The 22,031-nt window shown below is 73.0% G+C and carries 23 protein-coding genes; 5 read left to right on the plus strand and 18 right to left on the minus strand.

Annotated features, from left to right (window positions below; genetic code table 11):
• Positions 1–20: 20 nt before the first annotated feature.
• From NHG27_RS13445 to NHG27_RS13530, 18 genes are all read right to left on the minus strand, one after another.
• Entirely contained in the window at positions 21–593 is a 573-nt protein-coding gene (locus NHG27_RS13445) for an adenine phosphoribosyltransferase (protein WP_497016619.1), read from the minus strand.
• Positions 594–599: 6 nt separating this feature from the next.
• Positions 600–1,718: a protein translocase subunit SecF gene (gene secF / locus NHG27_RS13450; RefSeq protein ID WP_497016620.1), complete on the minus strand. Its 1,119-nt coding sequence runs from the start codon at positions 1,716–1,718 to the stop codon at positions 600–602.
• Positions 1,718–3,484, minus strand: coding sequence for a protein translocase subunit SecD (gene secD, locus NHG27_RS13455; protein ID WP_497016621.1), 1,767 nt, complete (start codon positions 3,482–3,484; stop codon positions 1,718–1,720). Before secD ends, secF begins: the two co-directional genes overlap by 1 nt.
• A gap of 127 nt (positions 3,485–3,611) precedes the next feature.
• On the minus strand, positions 3,612–4,052 hold the full coding sequence (gene yajC, locus NHG27_RS13460) for a preprotein translocase subunit YajC (RefSeq protein ID WP_193720183.1): 441 nt from the start codon (positions 4,050–4,052) through the stop codon (positions 3,612–3,614).
• 116 nt (positions 4,053–4,168) lie between these two features.
• Positions 4,169–5,242, minus strand: coding sequence for a Holliday junction branch migration DNA helicase RuvB (gene ruvB, locus NHG27_RS13465; RefSeq protein ID WP_407671904.1), 1,074 nt, complete (start codon positions 5,240–5,242; stop codon positions 4,169–4,171).
• 52 nt (positions 5,243–5,294) lie between these two features.
• Positions 5,295–5,933, minus strand: coding sequence for a Holliday junction branch migration protein RuvA (gene ruvA, locus NHG27_RS13470; RefSeq protein WP_193720181.1), 639 nt, complete (start codon positions 5,931–5,933; stop codon positions 5,295–5,297).
• 178 nt (positions 5,934–6,111) lie between these two features.
• Positions 6,112–6,675, minus strand: coding sequence for a crossover junction endodeoxyribonuclease RuvC (gene ruvC, locus NHG27_RS13475; protein WP_193720180.1), 564 nt, complete (start codon positions 6,673–6,675; stop codon positions 6,112–6,114).
• A gap of 83 nt (positions 6,676–6,758) precedes the next feature.
• Positions 6,759–7,517 carry a YebC/PmpR family DNA-binding transcriptional regulator gene (locus NHG27_RS13480; protein WP_193720179.1) on the minus strand — a complete coding sequence of 253 codons (759 nt, stop codon included), beginning with the start codon at positions 7,515–7,517 and terminating at the stop codon, positions 6,759–6,761.
• Between the two features lie 7 nt (positions 7,518–7,524).
• Positions 7,525–8,160 carry a pyridoxal 5'-phosphate synthase glutaminase subunit PdxT gene (gene pdxT, locus NHG27_RS13485; protein ID WP_497016637.1) on the minus strand — a complete coding sequence of 212 codons (636 nt, stop codon included), beginning with the start codon at positions 8,158–8,160 and terminating at the stop codon, positions 7,525–7,527.
• Positions 8,161–8,242: 82 nt separating this feature from the next.
• Positions 8,243–8,890, minus strand: a complete 648-nt coding sequence (locus NHG27_RS13490; RefSeq protein ID WP_321575415.1) for an NUDIX hydrolase — start codon at positions 8,888–8,890, stop codon at positions 8,243–8,245.
• Positions 8,891–8,926: 36 nt separating this feature from the next.
• The gene (gene pdxS, locus NHG27_RS13495) at positions 8,927–9,850 is read right to left on the minus strand and encodes a pyridoxal 5'-phosphate synthase lyase subunit PdxS (protein WP_497016622.1); all 924 of its coding nucleotides are present in this window, start codon (positions 9,848–9,850) and stop codon (positions 8,927–8,929) included.
• A gap of 134 nt (positions 9,851–9,984) precedes the next feature.
• Positions 9,985–10,656, minus strand: coding sequence for a hypothetical protein (locus NHG27_RS13500; RefSeq protein WP_193720178.1), 672 nt, complete (start codon positions 10,654–10,656; stop codon positions 9,985–9,987).
• Entirely contained in the window at positions 10,653–11,864 is a 1,212-nt protein-coding gene (locus NHG27_RS13505) for a glycosyltransferase family 4 protein (protein ID WP_193720252.1), read from the minus strand. The genes NHG27_RS13500 and NHG27_RS13505 overlap by 4 nt, the downstream gene beginning before the upstream one ends.
• A 2-nt stretch (positions 11,865–11,866) precedes the next feature.
• A complete protein-coding gene (locus NHG27_RS13510; RefSeq protein ID WP_497016623.1) occupies positions 11,867–12,853 on the minus strand; it encodes a phosphatidylinositol mannoside acyltransferase in 987 nt (328 codons plus the stop codon).
• A gap of 1 nt (position 12,854) precedes the next feature.
• Positions 12,855–13,487, minus strand: coding sequence for a phosphatidylinositol phosphate synthase (gene pgsA / locus NHG27_RS13515; protein WP_193720176.1), 633 nt, complete (start codon positions 13,485–13,487; stop codon positions 12,855–12,857).
• Positions 13,488–14,060, minus strand: coding sequence for an HIT family protein (locus tag NHG27_RS13520; protein ID WP_497016638.1), 573 nt, complete (start codon positions 14,058–14,060; stop codon positions 13,488–13,490).
• A 75-nt stretch (positions 14,061–14,135) separates the two neighbouring features.
• Positions 14,136–16,157, minus strand: coding sequence for a threonine--tRNA ligase (gene thrS / locus NHG27_RS13525; RefSeq protein ID WP_193720175.1), 2,022 nt, complete (start codon positions 16,155–16,157; stop codon positions 14,136–14,138).
• A 105-nt stretch (positions 16,158–16,262) separates the two neighbouring features.
• Positions 16,263–16,469 (minus strand): hypothetical protein, encoded by a 207-nt coding sequence (locus NHG27_RS13530; RefSeq protein WP_193720174.1) that lies wholly within the window; start codon positions 16,467–16,469, stop codon positions 16,263–16,265.
• 291 nt (positions 16,470–16,760) lie between these two features.
• On the opposite strand from NHG27_RS13530, the gene NHG27_RS13535 reads away from it, so the two are divergent.
• The 5 genes from NHG27_RS13535 to NHG27_RS13555 all read left to right on the plus strand — a co-directional run bounded on the left by NHG27_RS13535 (position 16,761) and on the right by NHG27_RS13555 (position 21,994).
• Positions 16,761–17,591: a DUF4184 family protein gene (locus tag NHG27_RS13535; RefSeq protein ID WP_497016624.1), complete on the plus strand. Its 831-nt coding sequence runs from the start codon at positions 16,761–16,763 to the stop codon at positions 17,589–17,591.
• Positions 17,592–17,786: 195 nt separating this feature from the next.
• The gene (locus tag NHG27_RS13540) at positions 17,787–18,425 is read left to right on the plus strand and encodes a M15 family metallopeptidase (RefSeq protein ID WP_497016625.1); all 639 of its coding nucleotides are present in this window, start codon (positions 17,787–17,789) and stop codon (positions 18,423–18,425) included.
• Positions 18,422–19,600: an alanine racemase gene (gene alr / locus NHG27_RS13545; RefSeq protein WP_497016626.1), complete on the plus strand. Its 1,179-nt coding sequence runs from the start codon at positions 18,422–18,424 to the stop codon at positions 19,598–19,600. Before NHG27_RS13540 ends, alr begins: the two co-directional genes overlap by 4 nt.
• A complete protein-coding gene (locus NHG27_RS13550; RefSeq protein ID WP_497016627.1) occupies positions 19,600–20,661 on the plus strand; it encodes a D-alanine--D-alanine ligase family protein in 1,062 nt (353 codons plus the stop codon). The genes alr and NHG27_RS13550 overlap by 1 nt, the downstream gene beginning before the upstream one ends.
• Positions 20,662–20,713: 52 nt before the next feature.
• On the plus strand, positions 20,714–21,994 hold the full coding sequence (locus tag NHG27_RS13555) for a sensor histidine kinase (RefSeq protein WP_497016628.1): 1,281 nt from the start codon (positions 20,714–20,716) through the stop codon (positions 21,992–21,994).
• Positions 21,995–22,031 lie beyond the last annotated feature (37 nt).

The raw sequence follows: 22,031 nt of genomic DNA on the forward strand, positions 1-22,031 counted from the left end.
CGTTCGTCGGAGTGGCAATCCTACGACTCCACGCGCAGGAGCGTGTCGACCTGCCGGCCCGCGAGCCGTTCGCGCCCGCCCAGGCCGTCGAGCTCGAGCAGGAACGCGAGACCGACGACGACGCCGCCGCACCGCTCCACGAGCTCGGCACCGGCCGAGGCCGTGCCGCCCGTGGCCAGGACGTCGTCGACGACCAGGACGCGCGCGCCGGGCGCGAGCGTGCCGGTGCGCAGCTCGATCGTGGCCGTGCCGTACTCGAGGTCGTAGGTCACGGCCTCGGTGGGCGGCGGCAGCTTGCCCGCCTTGCGCAGCGGCAGGAAGCCGACGCCCAGACGGGTCGCGAGCGGGGCGCCGATCAGGAAGCCGCGGGCCTCCAGACCGGCGACGAGGTCGACGCCCCCCGCGGCGAAGGCCGCGAGGGAGTCGACCACGTCGCCGAGCGCCTTGCCGTCGGCGAGCAGGCCGGTGATGTCACGGAACGTGACACCGGGCTGGGGGTAGTCCGGGACGTCGCGGATGAGGCCGAGGACCTCGGCCGCGCGCTCGTCCCCCAGGCCCGAGAGTCCGACGGGAAGGATGCTGCTGGTGCTCATGAGTGCTCAGTGCCCCCGCTTGCGTCGCGGCTGGGCCTTGTTGCCCTGGTGGGCCCCCGGCAGGAGCTGGCCCGAGCCCTGGACCCCGGCCGCTGCCAGAGCCGCATCGCGGGACACGTCGTCGGTGGACCGGGCCGCGTCCGCGACGAGGGCCGCGCGCTTGTCCAGGACCTTCTGGGTGTGCTCCTTGATGGCGGGCTCGCGCTCACGCAGCGAGACCTCCAGGGGCGTGGCCAGGAAGATCGAGGAGTAGGCGCCGACGGCCATGCCGACGAACAGGGCGAGCGAGATGTCGCGCAGCGTGCCGGCCCCCAGCAGGAACGCGCCGATGAACAGGATCGCGCTGACGGGCAGCAGGGCCACGACCGAGGTGTTGATCGACCGGACGAGCGTCTGGTTGACCGCGAGGTTCGCCCGCTCGGCGTAGGTGCTGCGGGTCTGGTCGAGGACGCCGCGCGTGTTCTCGCGGACCTTGTCGAAGACCACGACCGTGTCGTAGATCGAGTACCCGAGGATGGTCAGGAAGCCGATCACGGTCGCCGGGGTGACCTCCCAGCCGATCGCCGCGTAGATCCCGACCGTGATGATCAGGTCGTGGAACAGCGCGATGAGCGCGGCGGCGGCCATGCGCCAGTTCCGGAAGTAGATCGTCATGACCAGGCCCACGAGGACCAGGAAGACGATCAGGCCAGTGATGGCCTTCTGCGAGACGTCCTTGCCCCAGCTGGGGCCGATGAACGCGGTCGTGACGTCGTTCTCGGTCACCGAGTAGGCACCGGCGAGCGCGTCGCGGACCTCGGTGACCTCGTCGGCGGTCAGGCGGTCGGTCTGGACGCGGACGGCGCTGCCACCGACGCTCGTGACGCGCGGGACCTCGTCGGGGGCGACCTCGGCCACGGCGTCGATCGCGGGCTGCTGGCTGGTGTCGCTCACGTTCGAGACGACGAACTCGGAGCCGCCGCGGAAGTCGATGCCGAGGTTGAAGCCCTTGGTGAGCAGGACCCCGAACGACAGGACGACCATGACGATCGCGACGATGTAGAAGCGGCGGCGGTGGCCGACGATCTGGTAGGACTTGCGCCCCGTGTACAGGTCGTTGCCCCACTGGGCGAATCCCTGCGCCATCAGCGGTTCTCCTCGTTCTTGTCGCCCTCGGTCGAGGAATCGGTGGTGGAGCCGGAGTCCTGGGCCGCGCGCCTGGCGGCGGCCCGGCGCTCGGCGATCGTCATCCGGCCGCTGTCACCCGCGGTCGCGCCGGACAGGCTCGCGCCCGCACCGACCTTCTCGCGCGTGGGGCTGCCGAAGGGCTCGTCGACGGGTGTGTCGGTGACCGCGGCGTCCGAGGTGCCGGACGCGGCCTGGGTACCGGGGCGGGCGACGCGCCCACGGCCGGCGTAGCGGGTGGTCGCGCCGAGCCGGCGCGGGTCGAGGCCCGAGGCCGGGTGCCCGTTCGCGAAGAACTTGGTGCGGGCCAGGAGCTGCATGACGGGGTGCGTGAACATGAACACGACGATCAGGTCGATCAGCGTGGTCAGTCCGAGCGTGAACGCGAAGCCGCGCACGCCGCCCACGGCCAGGAAGTACAGCACGACCGCGGCGAGGAAGTTGACCGCGTCGGAGGCCAGGATGGTGCGCCGTGCGCGGTCCCAGCCCTTCTCGACGGCCGAGTTCAGGGTCCGACCGTCGCGTAGCTCGTCACGGATGCGTTCGAAGTACACGATGAACGAGTCCGCGGTGATGCCGATCGCGACGATGATTCCCGCGACGCCGGGCAGCGACAGGCGGTACCCGATCGTCCAGGACAGGAGCAGGATCACCCCGAAGGTGAGCACGGCGGCGATGCCGAGCGAGGCGACCGTGACCAGGCCGAGGGCCCGGTACTGGAAGAGCGAGTAGATGACGACGAGCAGGAGGCCGATCGCACCCGCGATGAGGCCCTTCTCGAGCTGCTCGCTGCCGAGGGTCGCGGAGATCTGCTGCTCGCTCTGGACCTCGAAGGTCAGCGGGAGCGAGCCGAAGTTGAGCTGGTTCGCGAGCAGCGCTGCGCTCTCACGCGTGAAGCTGCCGGAGATCTCGGCCTTGCCGTCGGTGATGACGGCGTTCGCGGACGGCGCCGAGATGACGAGTCCGTCGAGCACGAGCGCGAACGCGTTCTGCGGGGCGGGCAGCGAGAAGAGACGGTCGGTGACGACCTCGAAGGCCTCGGTGCCGGCCTTGTTGAACTCGAGGTTGACGACCCACTGGCCGGTGCTCACGCCCTGGGCCGTGGTGCCCATGCCCGAGCTCGCGTTGGAGATCTCGGTGCCCTCGATCTCGACCGGGCCCAGGATGTACTTCGCGGTGCCGTCGTCGGCGCACGTGACCAGGGGCGCGTCGGGGTCGTCGCCGAGCCCGCCGGTGAGGTTCGCGGGGTCCGTGCAGTCCAGTGCGTCGAACTCGGCCTGGATCGCGGGGGTGATCTGGGCGAGGTCGCTCGGGTTCGCCGGGGTGACGGGCGTCTCGGGGTCGGCCGGCGTCTCCGTCTCCGCGCTCTCCACGGGGGTGGGCGCGCCGACGGTCAGGACCGGGCGGAACCGCATCTGCGCGGACTTGCGCACGAGGTCGAGGGTCTCGTCGCTCGGGGTGCCCGGCAGCCCGACGACGATGTTGTTGCCCTGGCTCGTGATCTCGGCCTCGGTGACGCCCGAGGAGTCGACGCGCTGGCGGATCACGTTGATCGCCTGCGTGATCGTCTCGTCGGTGACCTTGCCCTCGGTGGCGACCGGCGTGAGGATGATCTGCGTGCCGCCCTCCAGGTCGAGGGCGAGTCCGGGCGTGGTGCTCGCGTCCGACCACTTGGTGCCGGCGAAGATCGACGCGAACAGCGCGAGGATCAGTACAGCGAGGGTCACCAGGGTGCGTACGGGCCTGGCGCGTCGTGTGTTGGAGGTGGCCAACTATCCGTCTCTTCTCGTGCGCGCGACATCGCGAGATGGCGCGGGTCGACGTCGCACCCCGGGTTCGGGGTGCGACGTGGTGTCACTTGCTGTCGGTGCCGTCGTCCCGCTTGTCCCCCGGCTTGTCGGTGAGCCCGGACAGGTCGTCCGGGACGTCGAGCGTGTCGTCCTGGGGCGAGGAGGTCTGGCCTGCGTCGCCGTAGGCCGGGTCCTGCTCGTCGGTGACGTCGGTGCCCTCGACCTCGGTGACCTCTTCCTCGACCGGCGGCTCGACGAGCTTGGCGATCGCGGCGCGGAGCCAACGCGTCTGGGTGCCGGGGGTGGACTCGATCGTGATGATGTCCTTCTCCTCGTCGACGTCGACGATGGTGCCGAACAGTCCTGAGCCGGTCATGACCTCCTGGCCGGGGGCCAGGTTGGTGCGGAAGGCGGCTGCTTCCTTCTGGGCCTTGCGCGACCGGCTGGTCATGAGGAACATCGCGCCTGCGGCGAGGGCGAGGATGATGATGAGGCTGAAGTCCATGGCGGGGAAACCGGTTCCTGTTCTGTGCGGGAATCTGCGCGGCAGTCTAGGCGCACGCGTACGGATCACCAACGAACCGTCCGGCCGTGGAGTTCCGCCGCTCAGATTCCCCCAGTCTAGGCCCCCGTGTCGAACAGGGTTCCCCCCGAGCGTCCTGAACCGCTGCGGGGCCCGACGACGCCGCCCGGTCCGCGCGGTGCGAGGGGGTCGGGCGGGGTCAGGCCGAGGTGGGCCCACGCGGCGGGGGTCGCGACGCGGCCGCGGGGCGTGCGCCCGATCAGGCCCTCGCGCACGAGGAAGGGCTCGGCGACGGTCTCGACCGTCTCCGACTCCTCGCCGACGGTCACGGCGAGGGTGCTCAGGCCCACGGGCCCTCCCCCGAAGCGCGTGCACAGGGCGCCGAGCACGGCCCGGTCGAGGCGGTCGAGGCCCAGCTCGTCGACCTCGTAGACCTCCAGGGCCGCGCGGGCAGCGCGCAGGTCCATGGTGCCGTCGCCGCGGACCTGCGCCCAGTCGCGCACGCGGCGCAGCAGACGGTTGGCGATGCGGGGCGTGCCGCGCGACCGGCCCGAGATCTCGTGCGCGGCGGCGTGCTTGATCTCGACGCCGAGCAGTCCGGCCGAGCGGATGATGACGCGCTCGAGCTCTTCCGCGGAGTAGAAGTCGAGGTGTCCGGTGAACCCGAACCGGTCGCGCAGGGGCGCGGGCAGGAGCCCGGCGCGCGTGGTCGCGCCCACGACGGTGAAGGGCGGCAGGGACAGCGGGATGGCGCTGGCCCCGGCGCCCTTGCCGACGACGACGTCGACCCGGAAGTCCTCCATCGCGACGTACAGCAGCTCCTCGGCGGGGCGCGCGAGGCGGTGGATCTCGTCGATGAACAGGACCTCGCCCTCCTCGAGCGAGGACAGGACGGCGGCGAGGTCGCCCGCGTGCTGGATCGCGGGTCCGGACGTGACGCGCAGCGACGTGCCGAGCTCGGCGGCGATGATCATCGCGAGGGTCGTCTTGCCGAGCCCGGGCGGCCCGGACAGCAGGACGTGGTCGGGGGTCGCGCCGCGGGCGAGGGCGGCCTGCAGGACGAGCGAGAGCTGGTCGCGCACGACGAGCTGGCCGACGAACTCCTCGAGGCGGCGCGGGCGCAGCGCGGCCTCGGCGGCGCGCTCGAGGTCGTCCGCGGTCGAGGTCACGATGCGTTCGGACGTGAACGGCTCGTGGCCGTCCTCGTAGCCGACGCGGTCGAAGTCAGCCACGGGGGCCGCCCAGGACGCGCAGCGAGGCGCGCAGGGCGCCGGCGATCTCGTCGGGGGCGACGGCGTCGGCGCCGGCCTGGGTCAGGACGGTGGCGAGGGCGTCCTCGGCGGCCTTGGGGTTCCACCCGAGGCCGACGAGGGCCTGCACGACCTGGTCGCGCTGGTCGTCGACCACGCTGCCGGGCGCACCGGGCGCGGTGTCCGGGTCGGTGCCGGTGGGGGCGCCGAGCCTGTCGCCGAGCTCGAGCGCGATGCGCTGCGCGCCCTTGCGGCCGATCCCGGGCACGCGCATGAGCGCGGCGATGTCCTCGCCCGCGACCGCGCGGCGCAGGGCGTCGGGGGTGTGGACCGCGAGCATGGCCAGGGCCAGGCGGGGCCCGACGCCGCTGACGGTCTGCACGGCCTCGAACACGGTGCGCTCGTCGTCGTCGGCGAAGCCGAAGAGCGTGAACGAGTCCTCCCGGACGACCATGCTCGTGGCGAGGCGGGCGGGCTCGCCCACGCGCAGCGCGGACAGCGTCGCGGGGGTCGCGTGCACGAGGTAGCCCACGGCTCCCCCGGCGCCGCCCACGTCGATGACGGCGCGGTCCAGGCGGACGTCCGCGACCGTGCCCGACAGCGATGCGATCACTGTGCCTCCATGCTTCCTCGCGGGTGCCGACCGCCTGCGGCCGACCCCGAACACCTGTACGAAACCCCGGCCACTCTAGCAACGGGACGCGGCCGGCCGGGGTGAGCCTCGCCGTCGGGCTCGCTCCCCCGGCACCGCCCGTGCTCACCGGGGCCGGTGCGCCCCGGTGGGGACGCGGTCAGCGGCGGGGTCCGCGCGAGGCCTGCTCGGCCGCGGCCCAGGCGCGCTGGGCGGGCGTGAGCTGGTGGCGGTCCCCGCCCTGCAGGGCCCCCGCGGGGCGCCACAGGTGGCAGATCGCGAGGGCCAGGGCGTCGGCGGCGTCGGCGGGCTTGGGCAGCTCGGCGAGCTCGAGGATGCGGGCGACCATGCGTTGGACCTGGATCTTGTCGGCGCGCCCGGTGCCGGTCACGGCGGCCTTGACCTCGCTGGGGGTGTGCATCGCGACGGGGACCCCGCGGCGGGCCGCGGCGACCATCGCGAGGCCTGCGACCTGTGCGGTGCCCATGACGGTGCTGACGTTGTGCTGGGCGAAGACGCGCTCGACGGCCACGACGTCGGGGACGTGCTCGTCCATCCAGGCGTCCAGGCGCTGGGAGATGGTGAGCAGGCGCAGGTCCACCGACATGTCGGGCGGGCTCTGCAGGACCCCGACCGCGACCATGCGGGCGCGCCGCCCCGGCAGGGAGTCGACGACGCCGATGCCGCAGCGGGTCAGGCCTGGGTCCACTCCGAGCACGCGCACGCGCTCACCCTCTCACGGGCCGCCCACGACGAAGGGCTCCCACGCGAGCGGTCGCGCGGGAGCCCTTCGTCACACCAGGGTGCTCAGTCGTCGTTCTCGAGCTCGGCCATGACCTCGTCGCTCGCGTCGAAGTTCGCGTAGACGTTCTGCACGTCGTCGCTGTCCTCGAGGGCGTCGATGAGGCGCAGGATCTTGCGGGCGCCCTCGGCGTCGACCTCGACCTCCATGGACGGGTGGAAGACGACGTCCGCGGAGTCGTACTCGATGCCCGCGTCCTGCAGGGCGGTGCGGACCGCGACCAGGTCGGTGGCCTCGGTGAGGACCTCGAACGTGTCGCCCTCGTCGGTGACCTCCTCGCCGCCCGCCTCGAGGACGGCCTCCATGACGTCGTCCTCGGTGGTGCCCTCCTTGGGGACCACGATGACGCCCTTGCGGGAGAACAGGTAGGACACCGAGCCCGGGTCCGCGAGCTGGCCGCCGTTGCGCGTGAACGCGATGCGGACCTCTGCGGCGGCACGGTTCTTGTTGTCCGTGAGGCACTCGACGAGGACGGCGATGCCGCCGGGGCCGTAGCCCTCGTACATGATCGTCTGGTAGTCGGCGCCGCCGGCCTCCTGGCCGGAGCCGCGCTTGAGGGCGCGGTCGATGTTGTCGTTGGGGACCGAGGACTTCTTGGCCTTCTGGACGGCGTCGAAGAGCGTGGGGTTCCCGGCGAGGTCACCGCCGCCCGTGCGGGCCGCGACCTCGATGTTCTTGATGAGCTTGGCGAACAGCTTGCCGCGCTTGGCGTCGATCACGGCCTTCTTGTGCTTGGTCGTAGCCCACTTGGAGTGTCCTGACATACCCCTGTTACTCCTTCACGATTGCGACGAAGAGCTCGTGCACCCGCGCATCGCCCGTGATCTCGGGGTGGAAGGAGGTGGCGAGCAACGTTCCCTGACGTACTGCGACGATTCTACCTGCGACGTCACCCGTCCCCGTGGACGGCTCGGGCGCGCCCGCTCCGCGGTGCCGGGTGCGGGCCAGGACCTGGACCGCGGGACCGGCCTCCTCGACCCAGGGGGCGCGGATGAACGCGGCGGGCACGGGGCCGCCCGGGACACCGACCATCTCGACCGAGGACTCGAACGAGTCGACCTGGCGCCCGAACGCGTTGCGGCGCACCGTGACGTCCAGGCCGCCGAGGGTCTGCTGGTCGTGCGTGGCTCCCAGCACCCGGTCGGCGAGCAGGATCATGCCCGCGCACGACCCGTACACCGGCAGCCCGGCCGCGATCGCGGCGCGCAGCGGGTCGAACAGCTCGAAGATCCGCAGCAGCTTGTCGATCGTGGTCGACTCCCCGCCGGGGATCACGAGGCCGTCGAGCGCGGCGAGCTCGGTGGGGCGGCGCACCGTGACGGGACGGGCGCCGGCCGCCTCGAGGGCTGCCACGTGCTCGCGGACGTCGCCCTGCAGGGCGAGGACTCCAATGACCGGTTTCACGATCGCCCATCGTACGGGCTGGGCGGGGGTGGGGTGCGAGGTGCCCGACGGCGGCGCTCGCCGTGGGCGCCCGGGTCCGGGCGGGCTACTCGGTGGCTTCGCCGAGGTGGCGGGTGCGGCCGTCCCAGCCGTCGAGCAGGGGCTCGAGGAGGTCGGCGAGACCGGCGGGGAAGACCTCGATGGTCACGGTGCGCAGCTCGGGGAGCGTGAACCAGCGCATCTCGTCGACGACGTCGTGCTCGATCTCGGTCCACCCGTCACGGGTCAGGGGCCGGCTCGTGTGCTGGTCGCCGAGGCGGGCGAGGTAGAACACCTCGTCCTGGCGGCAGCGCTCACGGTAGAAGTCGAAGATGGCCGACCGGGTCCACACGGGCCCCTCGAGCCCGGCGGGGTCCAGGCGCAGGCCCGTCTCCTCGAGGACCTCGCGCAGGGCCGCGTCCCGGTCGCTCTCGCCGGGTTCGACGCCGCCGCCGATGGTGAACCACCAGGAGCGGCCGGGCTGGTCGGTGTCGTGGCCGCGGGCGAGCAGGACCCGGTCGCGGGCGTCGATCAGCAGGACGCGGGCACCGCGCCGGTGGCGCATGCCGTCCGGGCCCAGGACCCAGTCGGGGCCGAGCGTGCTGGGAGGCACCGGCGTCGGGGCGGCGGGCGACGCCGCCGGGGCGGGCGCAACGGGTGCGCCCACCCCGGACGGGACGTGGCCCTCCGGCCCGTCCTGCGCGCCGGTCGTCACGGTGTCACCGGGACGTCACCGGACCTGCAGCGGGAGTCACCAGCCGCGCTCGGCGAGGCGGTGCGGGACGGGGATGTCGTCGACGTTGATGCCGACCATGGCCTCGCCCAGGCCGCGCGAGACGTCCGCGAGGACGGCCGGGTCGTCGTAGAACGTGGTGGCCTTGACGATCGCGGCCGCACGCTGGGCCGGGTTGCCCGACTTGAAGATGCCCGAGCCCACGAACACGCCCTCGGCGCCGAGCTGCATCATCATGGCCGCGTCGGCCGGGGTCGCGATACCGCCCGCGGTGAACATGACCACGGGCAGCTTGCCCGTGGCGGCGACCTCCTTGACCAGCTCGTACGGCGCCTGGAGCTCCTTGGCCGCGACGAACAGCTCGTCCTCCGGCAGGGACGTCAGGCGGCGGATCTCGGCGCGGATGGTGCGCATGTGCGTGGTCGCGTTGGACACGTCGCCCGTGCCGGCCTCGCCCTTGGAGCGGATCATCGCCGCACCCTCGGTGATGCGGCGCAGGGCCTCGCCCAGGTTCGTCGCCCCGCACACGAACGGCGCCTCGAAGGCCCACTTGTCGATGTGGTTGGCGTAGTCCGCCGGGGTCAGGACCTCGGACTCGTCGATGTAGTCGACACCCAGGGCCTGCAGCACCTGCGCCTCGACGAAGTGACCGATGCGCGCCTTGGCCATGACGGGGATCGAGACCGCGGCGATGATGCCGTCGATCATGTCCGGGTCGCTCATGCGCGAGACGCCGCCCTGCGCGCGGATGTCGGCCGGGACACGCTCGAGGGCCATGACGGCCACCGCTCCCGCGTCCTCGGCGATCTTCGCCTGGTCGGGGGTGACGACGTCCATGATGACGCCGCCCTTGAGCATCTCGGCCATGCCGCGCTTGACCTTGGCCGAGCCGACCACGTCGGACGCCTGCGGGCTGTTCTCGCCGGAATTCTCCACGGACACCGCGAAACCTCGAATCTTCACGTTGGGACGCACGAGCAGGGGTCACGCTCGCGCCGCCGACATGCTTGCACGTCACCGCCCAGTCTACGGAGCGGCGACCACCCCTCGGGCAGTGCAGCGGCAGGCGCCACCGGTCAGGGGTTGCGGTCCAGGGCCGGCGGCCAGGCGTCGTCCAGCTCGACCGTGACCGGCATCGGGGCGTGCCCCGCCAAGGAGAACGCCCGGGCGTACCAGGTACGACGCAGGCGCTGCGTCTGCGCCACGGCCTCGTTGTGGAACCGGCGGGCGATCTGCGCCCGGTACCAGGCCCCCGCCAACGCGGCCAACAGCTCCGCCCCCAGGGGCGAGGCCCGGATCTCGGCGACCTCCTGCGGGTCCTCGAGCGCCGAGCGCAACGTGGCCGACAGGTCGCTCTCCGCCATGGCCCGCTGCATCCCCACCCCCGCCAGGAGGCGCGGCGCCTGCACGACCGGAGCGCCGCCGTCGGGCCGGCGCACCCCCTCCGGCGCCCCCACCAGCTCCGCCAGGCCCGGTACCGCGGCCGCGATCTCCCGCATGCGCAGGTCGTCGTCCAGGACCGCGTACGCCGCCTCCGCGACCAGGACCGAGCTCGCCGGGTCCAGCTCCCCCGCGCCCGCCAGGTCCAGCGCCGCCGACGCCCGCCGCTCCAGCTGCGCGTCCAGGGCCAGGCGCGACGCCATGACCTTGCGGTGCAACCGGTCCAGGCGCGACGCCGCGACCCACAGGGCCCAGCCCGCCACCAGCACCACGGCCACCACGATGATGGCGATCTCCGACCACGTCACGACGGGTTCCTCTCCTGCTCAGGGCGGGGCCACAACCCCAGACGACGACCGCCGCGCAACGACGCCGGGTCCTCGTGCACCGGGATCACCGCGTCCGAGGCCGCCAACGCCATCTCGTACACCGCCAGGACCTCGGCCGTCACGGTCGACCAGTCGAACCGGCGCACGAACGAGATCGCCCGCTCGCAGTACCGCACCCGACCCTCCGGGTCCGCCAGGACCCGCAGCACCGTCTGCGCCAACGCCGCCGAGTCCCCCACCGGGAACAACGCCCCCGCCTCCCCCTCGTCCAGGACCCGCCGGAACGCCCCCAGGTCGGAGGCCACCACGCACGCCCCCGCGCTCATCGCCTCCACCAGCACGATCCCGAAGCTCTCCCCACCCGTCTGCGGCGCGATGTACACGTCCACCGACGACAGCAGGGACGCCTTCTCCCCGTCCGAGATCGACCCCAGGAACTCCACGGCGCTCGCGGCCTCCCCCAACGCCTCCAGGGCGTCCGCGCGCCCCTGGTCACCGCGACCGGCGACCAGGAACCGCGCCCCCGGGACCTGCTCCAGGATGCGCGGGATCGCGGCCGTCAGGACCGGCAGCCCCTTGCGCGGCTCGTCCAGGCGCCCCAGGAACGCGATCGTCGGCGCGTCCGGCGTCCCCTGCCACCTCGCCGACGGCTGCGCGTCGGCGAACGTGTCGACGTACACCCCGTTCGGGATGACGACCGCGTCGCCCCCCATGTGCTCCACCAGGGTGCGCCGGGCGTCCTCCGAGACCGCGATGCGCGCCGAGATCTTCTCCAGGCTCTGCCGCACCAACGGGTACACCACCTGCAGCGCCCGCGAACGGATCAGCGCCGTGTGGAACGTCGCCACGATCGGACCCTGCGCGATCCACAGCGCCAGCATGCTCAACGACGGCGTCACCGGCTCGTGCAGGTGCAGCACGTCGAACTGCCCCGCGTCCAACCACCGGCGCACGCGCGCCGCCGTGACCGGACCGAACGTCATGCGCGCCACCGAGCCGTTGTACTTCACCGGCACCGCACGACCCGCGGACGTGATGTAGTCCGGGATCGGGGTGTCCTCGTCCGCAGGGGCCAGCACCGACACCTCGTGCCCCTGCGCCATGAGCGCCTCCGCCAGGTCCCGGATGTGGAACTGCACACCACCCGGGACGTCGAACGAGTACGGGCACACGATCCCGACCTTCAGGCTCATACCGAGCCCACCGCCCCTCCACCAGTAGAATCCTGCGCGTCCTTCGCCCTCGTCCGGGCATACCGCTCCGGGTCCAGGTCCGCCACGAACACCTTCTGCAGCATGTGCCAGTCCTCCGGGTCCGCGGCGATCCCCTCCGCCAGATGGTTGACCCACGCCTGCGTCATGACCGCGACCCGCTCGCTGCGCGGCACCCCCTCCGGGACGGCCACCGGCGGGAAGAACCGGATCACGATCCCCCACGGCGTCCCCGCCGCACGACGCCGGACCCCCGTCAACCGCTCGTACCGGATCGACGCCGTCAGCAACGGCGCCCCCGTCGAGACCGCCAGCGCCGCCGGCCCCGCCGCGACCCGAGCCCGCTCACCGAACAGGTCCACCTCCACGCCCCGCGACGTCAGGTCACGGTCCGCGAGCAACGGGATCAGCTTCCCCGGCCCCCGCGCACCGCGCATCAGCTCACGGAACACGTCCCCGTCACCCAGCGCCAGGATCTCGATCCCCAACGAGTTGCGGAACGCCAGGAACTCCTGGAACAGCTCCTCCGGCTCGAGCCGCTCCGCGACCGTCAGCACCGGGGCGATGTGCGGCGTCGCATACGCCCCCGCCAGGTCCCAGTTGCCCGTGTGCCCCAGCGCCAGCACCGGAGTGACCCCCTGCGACGTGAACCGCAGACAGTTCTCGTACCCCTCCAGCCGCACCCGCGCCTCGATCTGCGCAGCAGACGCCGCAGGCAGCGTGAACGCCTCCCGGTAGTACCGCATGTACGAACGCATGCCCGCCCGGCTCAACCGGCGCAGCCCCCGCACGTCCAGGTCAGGCCGCACCCTCGCCAGGTTCCGCTCGAGCTGCGGCACACCACCCCTGCGCGACGCCCACGCCACGTCCGCGATCAGCGTGAACAACCCACGCAGCACCGGCTCCGGCACCTTGTGCGCATTGCGCCACGCGAACGTGAACGCCTTGTCCGCACTCACCCCCACCTCAGGCACCACCCTCGGACGGCGCAGCCCCGGCAGCGGCGACCGCCTGACGACGCACCGTCGCCATCCGCTGCACGACCGTCACGGCGCTCGCGGCCGCGAGCAGCCCCAGCACCACGACCAGCACCGTCACCGGCAGGCCCAGGCCCACGAGCCCCGCCGCGACGAGCGTCACGACCAGGCGGTCCGCCCGCTCGGCGATCCCGACCGCAGCCGTCATGCCCAGGCCCTCGGCCCGTGCCCGCGCGTACGGCACCACCGACCCCAGGACCAGGCACGCGAGCCCCACCGCGATGCCCCACGTGTTGTCCGTGCGGACGAACCACACGATGAGCCCCGTGAAGATCGCCGCGTCCGCCAGACGGTCCAGCGTCGAGTCCAGGAACGCCCCCCACGGCCCCGAGCGCCCGGCCTGCCGGGCCATCACGCCGTCGAGCGCGTCCGAGAACGCGAAGACCATGATCGCCATGGTCCCCGCGAACAGGTGCCCCGTCGGGAACAACCACAGGGCGGACGCCACGACCCCGAGCGTGCCCACGACCGTCACCGCGTCCGGGGACACGCCGGCACGGAGCAGGAACGCCGCGATCGGCGTGAACAACCTCGTCACGACGGCGCGCAGCCGACCGAACATCTAGCTCTCCTCAGCTGTGGGCGCCACCGGCGCCACGTCGTCCTCGTCAACCACGTCGTCGCCGGCCGCCGCCGGGCCCACGCCGTCCCACGCCGCCGCCAACCGGGCACGCGTGTCCCCCAGCAGCTCCGGGACGGCCTTGGTGTGCGCCACGATCGGCAGGAAGTTCGCGTCCCCCGACCAGCGCGGCACCACGTGCTGGTGCAGGTGCGCCGCGATGCCGGCCCCTGCGACCGCCCCCTGGTTCATGCCCAGGTTGAAGCCGTCAGGACCCGACACCGCACGCGTCACCCGCATCGCCTTCTGCGACAGCCGCGCCAGCTCGTCCGTCTCCTCGGGCGTCAGGTCCGTGTAGTCCGACACGTGCCGGTACGGGCACACCATGAGGTGGCCCGGGTTGTACGGGTACAGGTTGAGCACCACGAAGCACCACGTGCCACGCGCCACGACCAACCCGTCCTCGTCGGACGACGCAGGGACCCGGCAGAACGGGCACGACGACGAACGGTCGTCGGCCGGCTTGTCCTGCCCACCGATGTAGACCATGCGGTGCGGCGTCCACAACCGGTCCATCCCGTCGTCGAACCGAGGATGCCCCTCGGGCCCCTCGACCGAGTACCCGGCCCCCGCGCCGTCCGACGTCACGCGTCAGACCTGGCTGCGCTCGCGGACCGCAGACACGATCCGCTCGATGGCCTCGGCGACGGGCACGCCGTTGTCCTGACGTCCGTCGCGGTAGCGGAACGACACCGCACCCGCCTCGACGTCCTCGCCACCGGCGATGAGCACGAACGGCACCTTCTGGGTGCTGGCCGTGCGGATCTTCTTGCCGAACCGGTCGTCCGAGTAGTCGACCTCGGCACGGATGCCCTGGGCGCGCAGCTGCGCGACGACGTCGGCCAGGTAGTCGTTGAACGGCTCCGCGACGGGGACCGCGACGACCTGGACCGGCGCGAGCCAGGCCGGGAACGCGCCTGCGTAGTGCTCGGTGAGCACCGCGAAGAAGCGCTCGATCGAGCCGAACAGCGCACGGTGGATCATGACGGGGCGCTGACGCGTGCCGTCCGACGCCTGGTACTCCAGGTCGAACTTCTCGGGCAGGTTGAAGTCGAGCTGGATGGTCGACATCTGCCACGTCCGACCGATCGCGTCCTTGGCCTGGACGGAGATCTTGGGACCGTAGAAGGCAGCGCCGCCCGGGTCCGGCACGAGCGCCAGGCCCGACTCCTCGGCGACCTGGCGCAGCGTCTCGGTCGCCTCCTCCCAGGCGTCGTCGGTGCCGACGGACTTCTCGGGGTCGCGCGTCGAGAGCTCGAGGTAGAAGTCGTCGAGCCCGTAGTCCTTGAGCAGGTCGAGGACGAAGTTCAGGGCGTCGGTCAGCTCGGACTTCATCTGGTCGCGCGTGCAGTAGATGTGCGCGTCGTCCTGCGTGAAGCCGCGGGCACGGGTCAGGCCGTGCACCACGCCGGACTTCTCGTAGCGGTAGACGGTGCCGAACTCGAAGAGGCGCAGCGGCAGCTCACGGTACGAGCGGCCGCGCGCGTCGAAGATCAGGTTGTGCATGGGGCAGTTCATGGGCTTGAGGTAGTAGTTCTGCCCGGCGCGGCGCAGCGTGCCGTCCGCGTCCCGCTCCTCGTCGAGGTGCATGGGGGGGTACATGCCCTCGGAGTACCAGTCGAGGTGCCCGGAGACCTGGTAGAGCTTCTCCTTGGTGATGTGCGGGGAGTTGACGAACGAGTAGCCCGCCTCGATGTGCCGCTTGCGCGAGTACTCCTCCATCTCGTTGCGGATGATCCCGCCCTTGGGGTGGAAGACCGCGAGCCCCGAGCCGATCTCGTCGGGGAACGAGAACAGGTCGAGCTCGACGCCCAGGCGGCGGTGGTCGCGGCGCTCGGCCTCGGCCAGACGCTCGGTGTACGCGCGCAGCTCGTCCTTGGTGGGCCAGGCCGTGCCGTACACGCGCTGGAGCTGCGGGTTCTTCTCGCTGCCTCGCCAGTAGGCGGCCGCGCTGCGCATGAGCTGGAAGCCGTTGCCGATCAGGCGCGTGCTGGGCAGGTGCGGGCCGCGGCACAGGTCCTTCCAGGCGACGGTGCCGTCGCGGCGGACGTTGTCGTAGATGGTGAGCTCGCCCGCGCCGACCTCGACCGACACGCCCTCCCCCGCGTCGTCGGCCGAGCCCGAGCCCTTGAGCCCGATCAGCTCGAGCTTGTACGGCTCGTTCGCGAGCTCGGCACGGGCCTCGTCCTCGGTGACGACGCGACGCTTGAACGTCTGGCCGTCCTTGACGATGCGGGCCATGGCCTTGTCGAGGGCCTTGAGGTCCTCGGGCGTGAAGGGGGTCTCGACGTCGAAGTCGTAGTAGAAGCCGTCACGGATGGGAGGGCCGATGCCGAGCTTGGCGTCGGGGTTGACCTGCTGGACCGCCTGGGCCAGGACGTGGGCCGCGGAGTGGCGCAGCACGTCGAGCCCGTCGGGCGAGTCGATGGTCACGCCCTCGACCTCGTCGCCCTCGGCGACGGGGGTGTCGAGGTCCTTGAGCTGACCGTTCACGCGCAGCACGACGACGTCGCGGCGACCCTGGAACAGGTCTGCGCCGGTCGTGCCCGTCTCCACCGTGGTCCGTTCCCCGTCGAGAGTGATGGACAAGGGTGACGAGAAGACGTCTGACACGGTGCGCGCTCCTAGCGGCTCGAGAGGGCAGTGGAAAGGGCGCCACCAGACGGTGGCGCCCCTCGATGTTACCGACCTCGGCAGGTCGCGTGCGTTCCTGCCCCGTCAGTCGTTCGCTTCCTTGGCCTTCTCGGCCAGGGCGTCGACGTGCCCGTCGACCGAGTCGGGCGTGAATCCCTTGATCTTGTCGGCGACCTCGTCGATCTTGTCGTCGGTCAGGAAGCCCTTGGCCTTGTCGACCAGTCCCCCCAGCCCTTCCTTGGCCTCGTCGCCTGCGGCTGCTGCCTTGTCCTTCGCCTCGTCGATCCCCATGCTCGGCTCCCTTGCGCCAGGTCCGTCACGGGACGGGTGCCCCGTCCTAGCGAAACTACCGCCGTCGGGCGCCTCCTTCCACGGCTGGGACGGACGTGGGGCCGGCCTGTGCTCGTCCCTGCTGGTGGTGAGTCGGGTTGCTGGGGTGAGCTGAGTGAAGGTCGGCGCTTGGCACACTATTTCTACTCGTCGCGGGGAAACATCCGAAAAGTGTGAGATGCCCGACGTCGACCCCGCGCACGCCACGAGACGTGGCAGCGGCGCCGACCGACCGCTGCCAGGATGTGCCGTGTGCCGTACACGCCCGTCCACGCCCTGGTGTCCCTCCCCCTCGCAGGCCGCCGTGCGCGACGTGCGCTCCCCCCGAACCTGCTGCTCTGGGCCCTGCCTGCCTTCGCGGTCGGCGCGATGGTGCCCGACGCTCCCCTCTTCCTCGACGTCCTGCTCCCCGGGACGGACGAGCTCGCGCACCCCACGCACCGCCTGCTGGGCGCCGTGACCGTAAACCTGGCCCTCGCCGTCGCCTTCACGGCGCTGTGGGTCCTGGTCGTGCGGGGGCCGTTCCTGGCCGCCCTCCCCCGGCGGTCCGCCCCGCCCGGCGGCACGGACCAGGGCACGTCTCCCCGGGTCGCGGGACCGCTGGTCGTCGCGGGCGCAGTCGTCGGGTTCGCCGTGGCCGGGACGCTCACCCACATCCTCTGGGACGACTTCACGCACCTGCGAGGGACGGCCGTCCAGACCTGGGACGTCCTGCGCACCCCCGTCGCGGGCGTCGTGCTCTACAAGTACCTCCAGCACGGGAGCTCGCTCCTGGGGTTCGTGGCGATCTCGATCCTCACGGTGCGCTGGTGGCGCCGCGCCGAACCCGTGCCCCACCCCCGGCACCTGCGCTCCGCGGTGGTCGCGGCGGGCACGGGGGCCGTGGTCGGGATGGTCGGCGCGGTCGTGCGCCTCCTCGCGACGGACCACGCCGTGACCGTCTTCTCGCTCGCCCGCCTCGCCGCCACCTACCCGGTCCTCGGGGCGGGGCTCGGCGTGCTCGTCTGGGCCTCGGTCCGCACCGCGACGGAGGCCCGCGCGTCGAGCCCCCGCGACGCGCGGGACGTGGCGGCCCACCGCTGACCGGGCCCGACGGCGGCGCGCACGTCGCGTCGTCGGGCCCCCTCCGGCCGCGGCCCCGGTCGCAGCGCGAGGGGCACGGCGCACGGCACCAGCCCTGGCGTCACCCCGTGGTCGGACCACGGACGGACCTCCCGGGCCGGTCACCGGTACCTGAGGTGGAGGCCGCGCCGACGGCCCGCGACCTAGCGTCGAGCCATGCCCCAGCCCACCCTGATCAGCGACCCCCAGGTCCGGCGCGTGCCGGTCCGCGACACCGGCGAGCCGCTCGTCGAGCTCACCTGGATCGACGGCCCCGCCTGCCCCACGGCGCGCCACGTCCGCGCGGGCCTCGCCGACCGTCTGCTCGCCGCGCAGCGCTCGCTCCCGGGCGGGCTGCGCCTGGCGCTGTCCGAGGGTTACCGGCCGGTCGCGGCGCAGCACGCGATCATCGCGCGCTACGGCGCGTCGCTGCGTGCCCACCACCCGCACCTCGACCCGGAGCAGGTGGCCGCGCTCTCGAGCCGCTACGTCGCCCCCCTGGACGTCGCGCCGCACGTGGCCGGCGCGGCGGTCGACGTGACGCTGGTCGACTCCCGCGGCCATGAGCTCGACATGGGGTGCCCCCTGGACGCGACCCCCGAGGAGAGCGGCGGCGCCTGCTACTTCGACGCCCCCGGCATCTCGCGGCAGGCCCGCGCGCACCGCGACCTGCTGGCGGCGGCCCTGGGGCAGGTCGGGCTCGTCAACTACCCCACGGAGTGGTGGCACTGGAGCTACGGCGACCGGTACTGGGCGCTCGCCACGGGGGCGCGGTACGCGCTCTACGGGCCCGCCGGGCTGGCGACCGCGGCATGAGCACCGACCTGCTGCGGCCACCTCGCACGACCCGCCGCCCACCCGCCGTGAGCCGCCCCACCGCGCTCGTCGACGTCGGCGCCCTGCGTGCGAACACCTGCGCGGTCGTCCGCGCCACCAGGACTCCCGTCATGGCCGTGGTCAAGGCCGACGGCTACGGGCACGGTGCCCTCGCCCTGGCCCGGGCGGCGCTCGCCGGCGGGGCGAGCGCGCTGGGGGTCACCTCGATCGCGGAGGCCGTCCTCCTGCGGCACGCAGGCATCGACGTCCCGGTCCTGAGCTGGCTCAACTCCCCGGCGGCCGACTTCGGGGACGCGCTCCGGGCCAGGGTCGACGTCGCCGTCCCGAGCCCCGGTCACCTGCGTGCGGTCGTCGACGCGGCCCGGCGCACGGGGACCACGGCGACGATCCACCTGCACGCCGACATCGGGATGTCGCGCGACGGGGCCGAGGAGGAGACCTGGGGTCGGCTGTGCGCCGAGGCGGGTGCCGCCGAGGCCGCGGGCGACGTCGTGGTCCGCGGTCTCATGGGGCACCTGGGGTGCGCTGACCGCGCCGGACGCCCGACCGCGACCGCGGACCTGGACCGCTTCGAGCGGGCGACCCGGGTCGCCCGCTCCGCAGGGCTGTCGCCGACGGTCCGGCACCTGGGCGGCACGGACGCGGCCCTGAACGACCCCCGCGCACGCCTCGACATGTGCCGGGTCGGCGCGGGGCTCGTCGGCATCGCCCCCGCCGGCGTTCCCCCCGTCGGCCCCGCCGCCACGTTGCGCCCTGCCCTGACCCTGCTCGCCCCGGTCGTCGGGGTCCGCGAGGCAGCGGCGGGCCGGCGCGTCGGGTACGGCGACGCGCACGTCCTGGCCCGCGCCACCCGGCTCGCCCTGCTCCCGGTCGGGTACGCCGACGGCATTCCCCGGATCACGACCGGACGCGCGTCGGTCCTGCTGCACGGCCACCGCTGCCCCGTCGTCGGCCTCGTGTCCATGGACCAGGTGGTCGTCGACGTGGGAGCACTGCCCGTGGCCGCCGGGGACGTCGCCGTCGTCCTCGGCCCGGGGGACGACGGCGAGCCCACCGCACGCGACTGGGCCGGCTGGGCCCGGACCATCGAGCACGAGATCGTCACCGGCATCGGCCCCCGCGTCGAGCGCCACCACGTCGAGGAGGACCACTGATGCGAAACACGAGCCACGACTCCCCCGTCCGCCCCGCGACGGCCCGCGCAGAGGGTGCGCCGTCCTGCCTGCGCGTCGCCGTGCTCGGCGGGGGGCAGAGCTGCGAGCACGACGTGTCCCTCGCGACCGCACGATCCGTCGCCGCAGCGCTCGAGGCGCGCGACGTCACCGTCGTGCGCCTGACGATCGGGAGGGACGGTCGGTGGCGCGACCCGCAGGGGGCGCTCGGCGAGGGGGTCGCCGAGAGTCTCGCCGCGGCCGTCGCGGTGCTCGGCAGGTGCGACGCCGTCTTCCCCGCGGTCCACGGCCCCCGCGGGGAGGACGGCACCCTGGCCGCCCTGCTCGACCTCGCCGGGGTCCCGTACGTCGGGTCGGGAGTCCGTGGCGGGGCGCTCGCCATGGACAAGTGGGCCACCAAGCTCGTGGCACGTGAGCTCGGCATCGCGGTCGCCGGGGGCGGGCTCGTCGACGCGGGCGACCCCCTGCCCGCCGACCGGACGTACCCCGTCGTGGTCAAGCCGGTCGCATCGGGATCGAGCCACGGGGTGAGCGTCGCGCACGACGACGCCGGGCTGCACGAGGCCGTCGCCCGGGCCGCTCTGCTCGACCCCCGGGTGCTGCTCGAGGACTTCGTGGTCGGCCGGGAGATCGACATCGCGGTCCTCGAGACGGCGGACGGCTCGAGGATGGTCGGTCCTCCCCTCGAGATCGAGGTCGCGGCCGGCAGCGTGTTCGACACCGCCGACAAGTACGAGGCCGACCCGTCCTTCCTCCTCCCCGCACCGGTCTCTCCGGCGCAGCGCACCGCGCTGCGCGAGGCCGCCCTCGCCCTGTTCGACGCCCTCGGCTGCCGGGGCGTCGCCCGCTTCGACTTCTTCCTGTCCGCCGGGCACGGCCTGGTGCTCAACGAGGTCAACACGATGCCCGGCATGACCCCGACCTCGCAGGTGCCGAAGATGTTCGCCACGATCGGCCTGCCCTACGAGGAGCTGGTCGAGCAGCTCGTCCTCGGGGCCCTCCGGGCGCCCCGCACCTCCCTCCGGGCGAGGGGCGCGGCGTGACGCCCGCGACACGTCGGCGCGAGCGATGACGAACGTGCGGGACCATCTCGTGGTGACCTCCGCCCACCGAGCGCCCCACCCCGTGCACCGCAGCGCGCCCCCCGTGCTGCCCGACGTCGTCGGCGGGCTGCTCGTGGCGGTCCTCGGTGCGGTCGAGATCCTCTCCTACAGCGCGGGCGTCGACACCAGGTTCCTCGCGAACGTCGCGGTCGTCCTCGGGAGCGCCGTGGCGTGCGGGCTCTCGCGCCGAGCCCCCGGCCTCGCGCTCCTGGCGCTCCTGGCGACCGGCCTCTTCCAGGTCGTGACGGGCGCGGACCTGCTCCTGACACAGCTCGCGCTGCTGGTCGTCGCCTACGGGACCTCGCGCCACGGGTCGACCCTCGTGCTGTGGCTCAGCGGGATCGCCCTGCCCTTCGCCCCCGTCTTCGCCTTCTCCTACCTCGCCACGGGCAGCATCCCGTCCCTGAGCGACGCGCTGCGGATCCTGCTGAGCCCCCGCTCCGGGCAGCTCGTCGGTCCGGCGCTGATCGGGTTCGGGTCGCTCGCGTTCTTCCTCCTGCCCTGGTTCCTCGGCCTCGTGCTGCGTGGCCGGGAGAGCACCCGACGGTCCCAGGAGGAGGAGCGCGCCGCGCTCCGGGCGCGCGACCGTGCCCGGGACGAGGAGGCGCGCGCGACCGAGATCGCCCGGCTGCGGTCCGGGCAGGCGAGGCTGGCACGCGACGTGCACGACGTCGTCGGGCACTCGCTCGCGGTGATCCTCGCCCAGGCAGAGTCCGCGCAGTACCTCGCCGACGACGACCCCGAGGCGACCAAGCGGGCCCTGGCGAACGTCGCTGGGTCGGCACGCCAGTCGCTGCGCGACGTGCGCGCGGTCCTCGGAGCGACCGGGACACCCGCCGACGCGAGCGCACCCGTCCACACCGGGGCGCTCCCCGCGGGGAGCCTGCAGACCCTGATCGACGACGTCCGCTCGACGGGCGTCCAGGTCGAGGACCTCGAGTCCGGAACCCCCCGCGACCTGACCGTCGAGCACCACACGGTCGCCTTCCGGGCCCTGCAGGAGATGCTCACCAACGCCCTCAGGCACGGCCGACGCGACCGACCGGTCGGCATCCGCCGCGACTGGCCGGACGGGTCGGCCGGGGTGCCGCGGCTGAGCATCACCGTGACCAACCTCGTCGCCCCCGACGCCGAGCGGGTGCCCGGTGGCCGCGGGATCGAGGGGCTGCGTCACCGGCTGGACGCCGTCGGCGGCCGGCTGGCCGTCCACACCGCTCCTGCGCAGGACGACGGCACGGCGTTCACCGCGACCGCCTCCCTCCCCCTGGGCTGAGCACCCCCACCGCGACCCGGGTACGCACCGACCAGAA

This window comes from Oerskovia sp. 140933 (assembly GCF_059651515.1).

Excerpts from the sequence above, each read along its gene's own strand:
- NHG27_RS13540 (WP_497016625.1), top strand. The coding sequence starts at position 17,787 with ATGCCCCAGCCCACCCTGATCAGCGACCCCCAGGTCCGGCGCGTGCCG.
- NHG27_RS13550 (WP_497016627.1), top strand. The coding sequence starts at position 19,600 with ATGCGAAACACGAGCCACGACTCCCCCGTCCGCCCCGCGACGGCCCGC.
- NHG27_RS13520 (WP_497016638.1), bottom strand. The coding sequence starts at position 14,060 with ATGGACCGGTTGTGGACGCCGCACCGCATGGTCTACATCGGTGGGCAG.
- alr (WP_497016626.1), top strand. The coding sequence starts at position 18,422 with ATGAGCACCGACCTGCTGCGGCCACCTCGCACGACCCGCCGCCCACCC.
- NHG27_RS13530 (WP_193720174.1), bottom strand. The coding sequence starts at position 16,469 with ATGGGGATCGACGAGGCGAAGGACAAGGCAGCAGCCGCAGGCGACGAG.
- yajC (WP_193720183.1), bottom strand. The coding sequence starts at position 4,052 with ATGGACTTCAGCCTCATCATCATCCTCGCCCTCGCCGCAGGCGCGATG.
- pgsA (WP_193720176.1), bottom strand. The coding sequence starts at position 13,487 with ATGTTCGGTCGGCTGCGCGCCGTCGTGACGAGGTTGTTCACGCCGATC.
- NHG27_RS13480 (WP_193720179.1), bottom strand. The coding sequence starts at position 7,517 with ATGTCAGGACACTCCAAGTGGGCTACGACCAAGCACAAGAAGGCCGTG.
- NHG27_RS13445 (WP_497016619.1), bottom strand. The coding sequence starts at position 593 with ATGAGCACCAGCAGCATCCTTCCCGTCGGACTCTCGGGCCTGGGGGAC.
- secF (WP_497016620.1), bottom strand. The coding sequence starts at position 1,718 with ATGGCGCAGGGATTCGCCCAGTGGGGCAACGACCTGTACACGGGGCGC.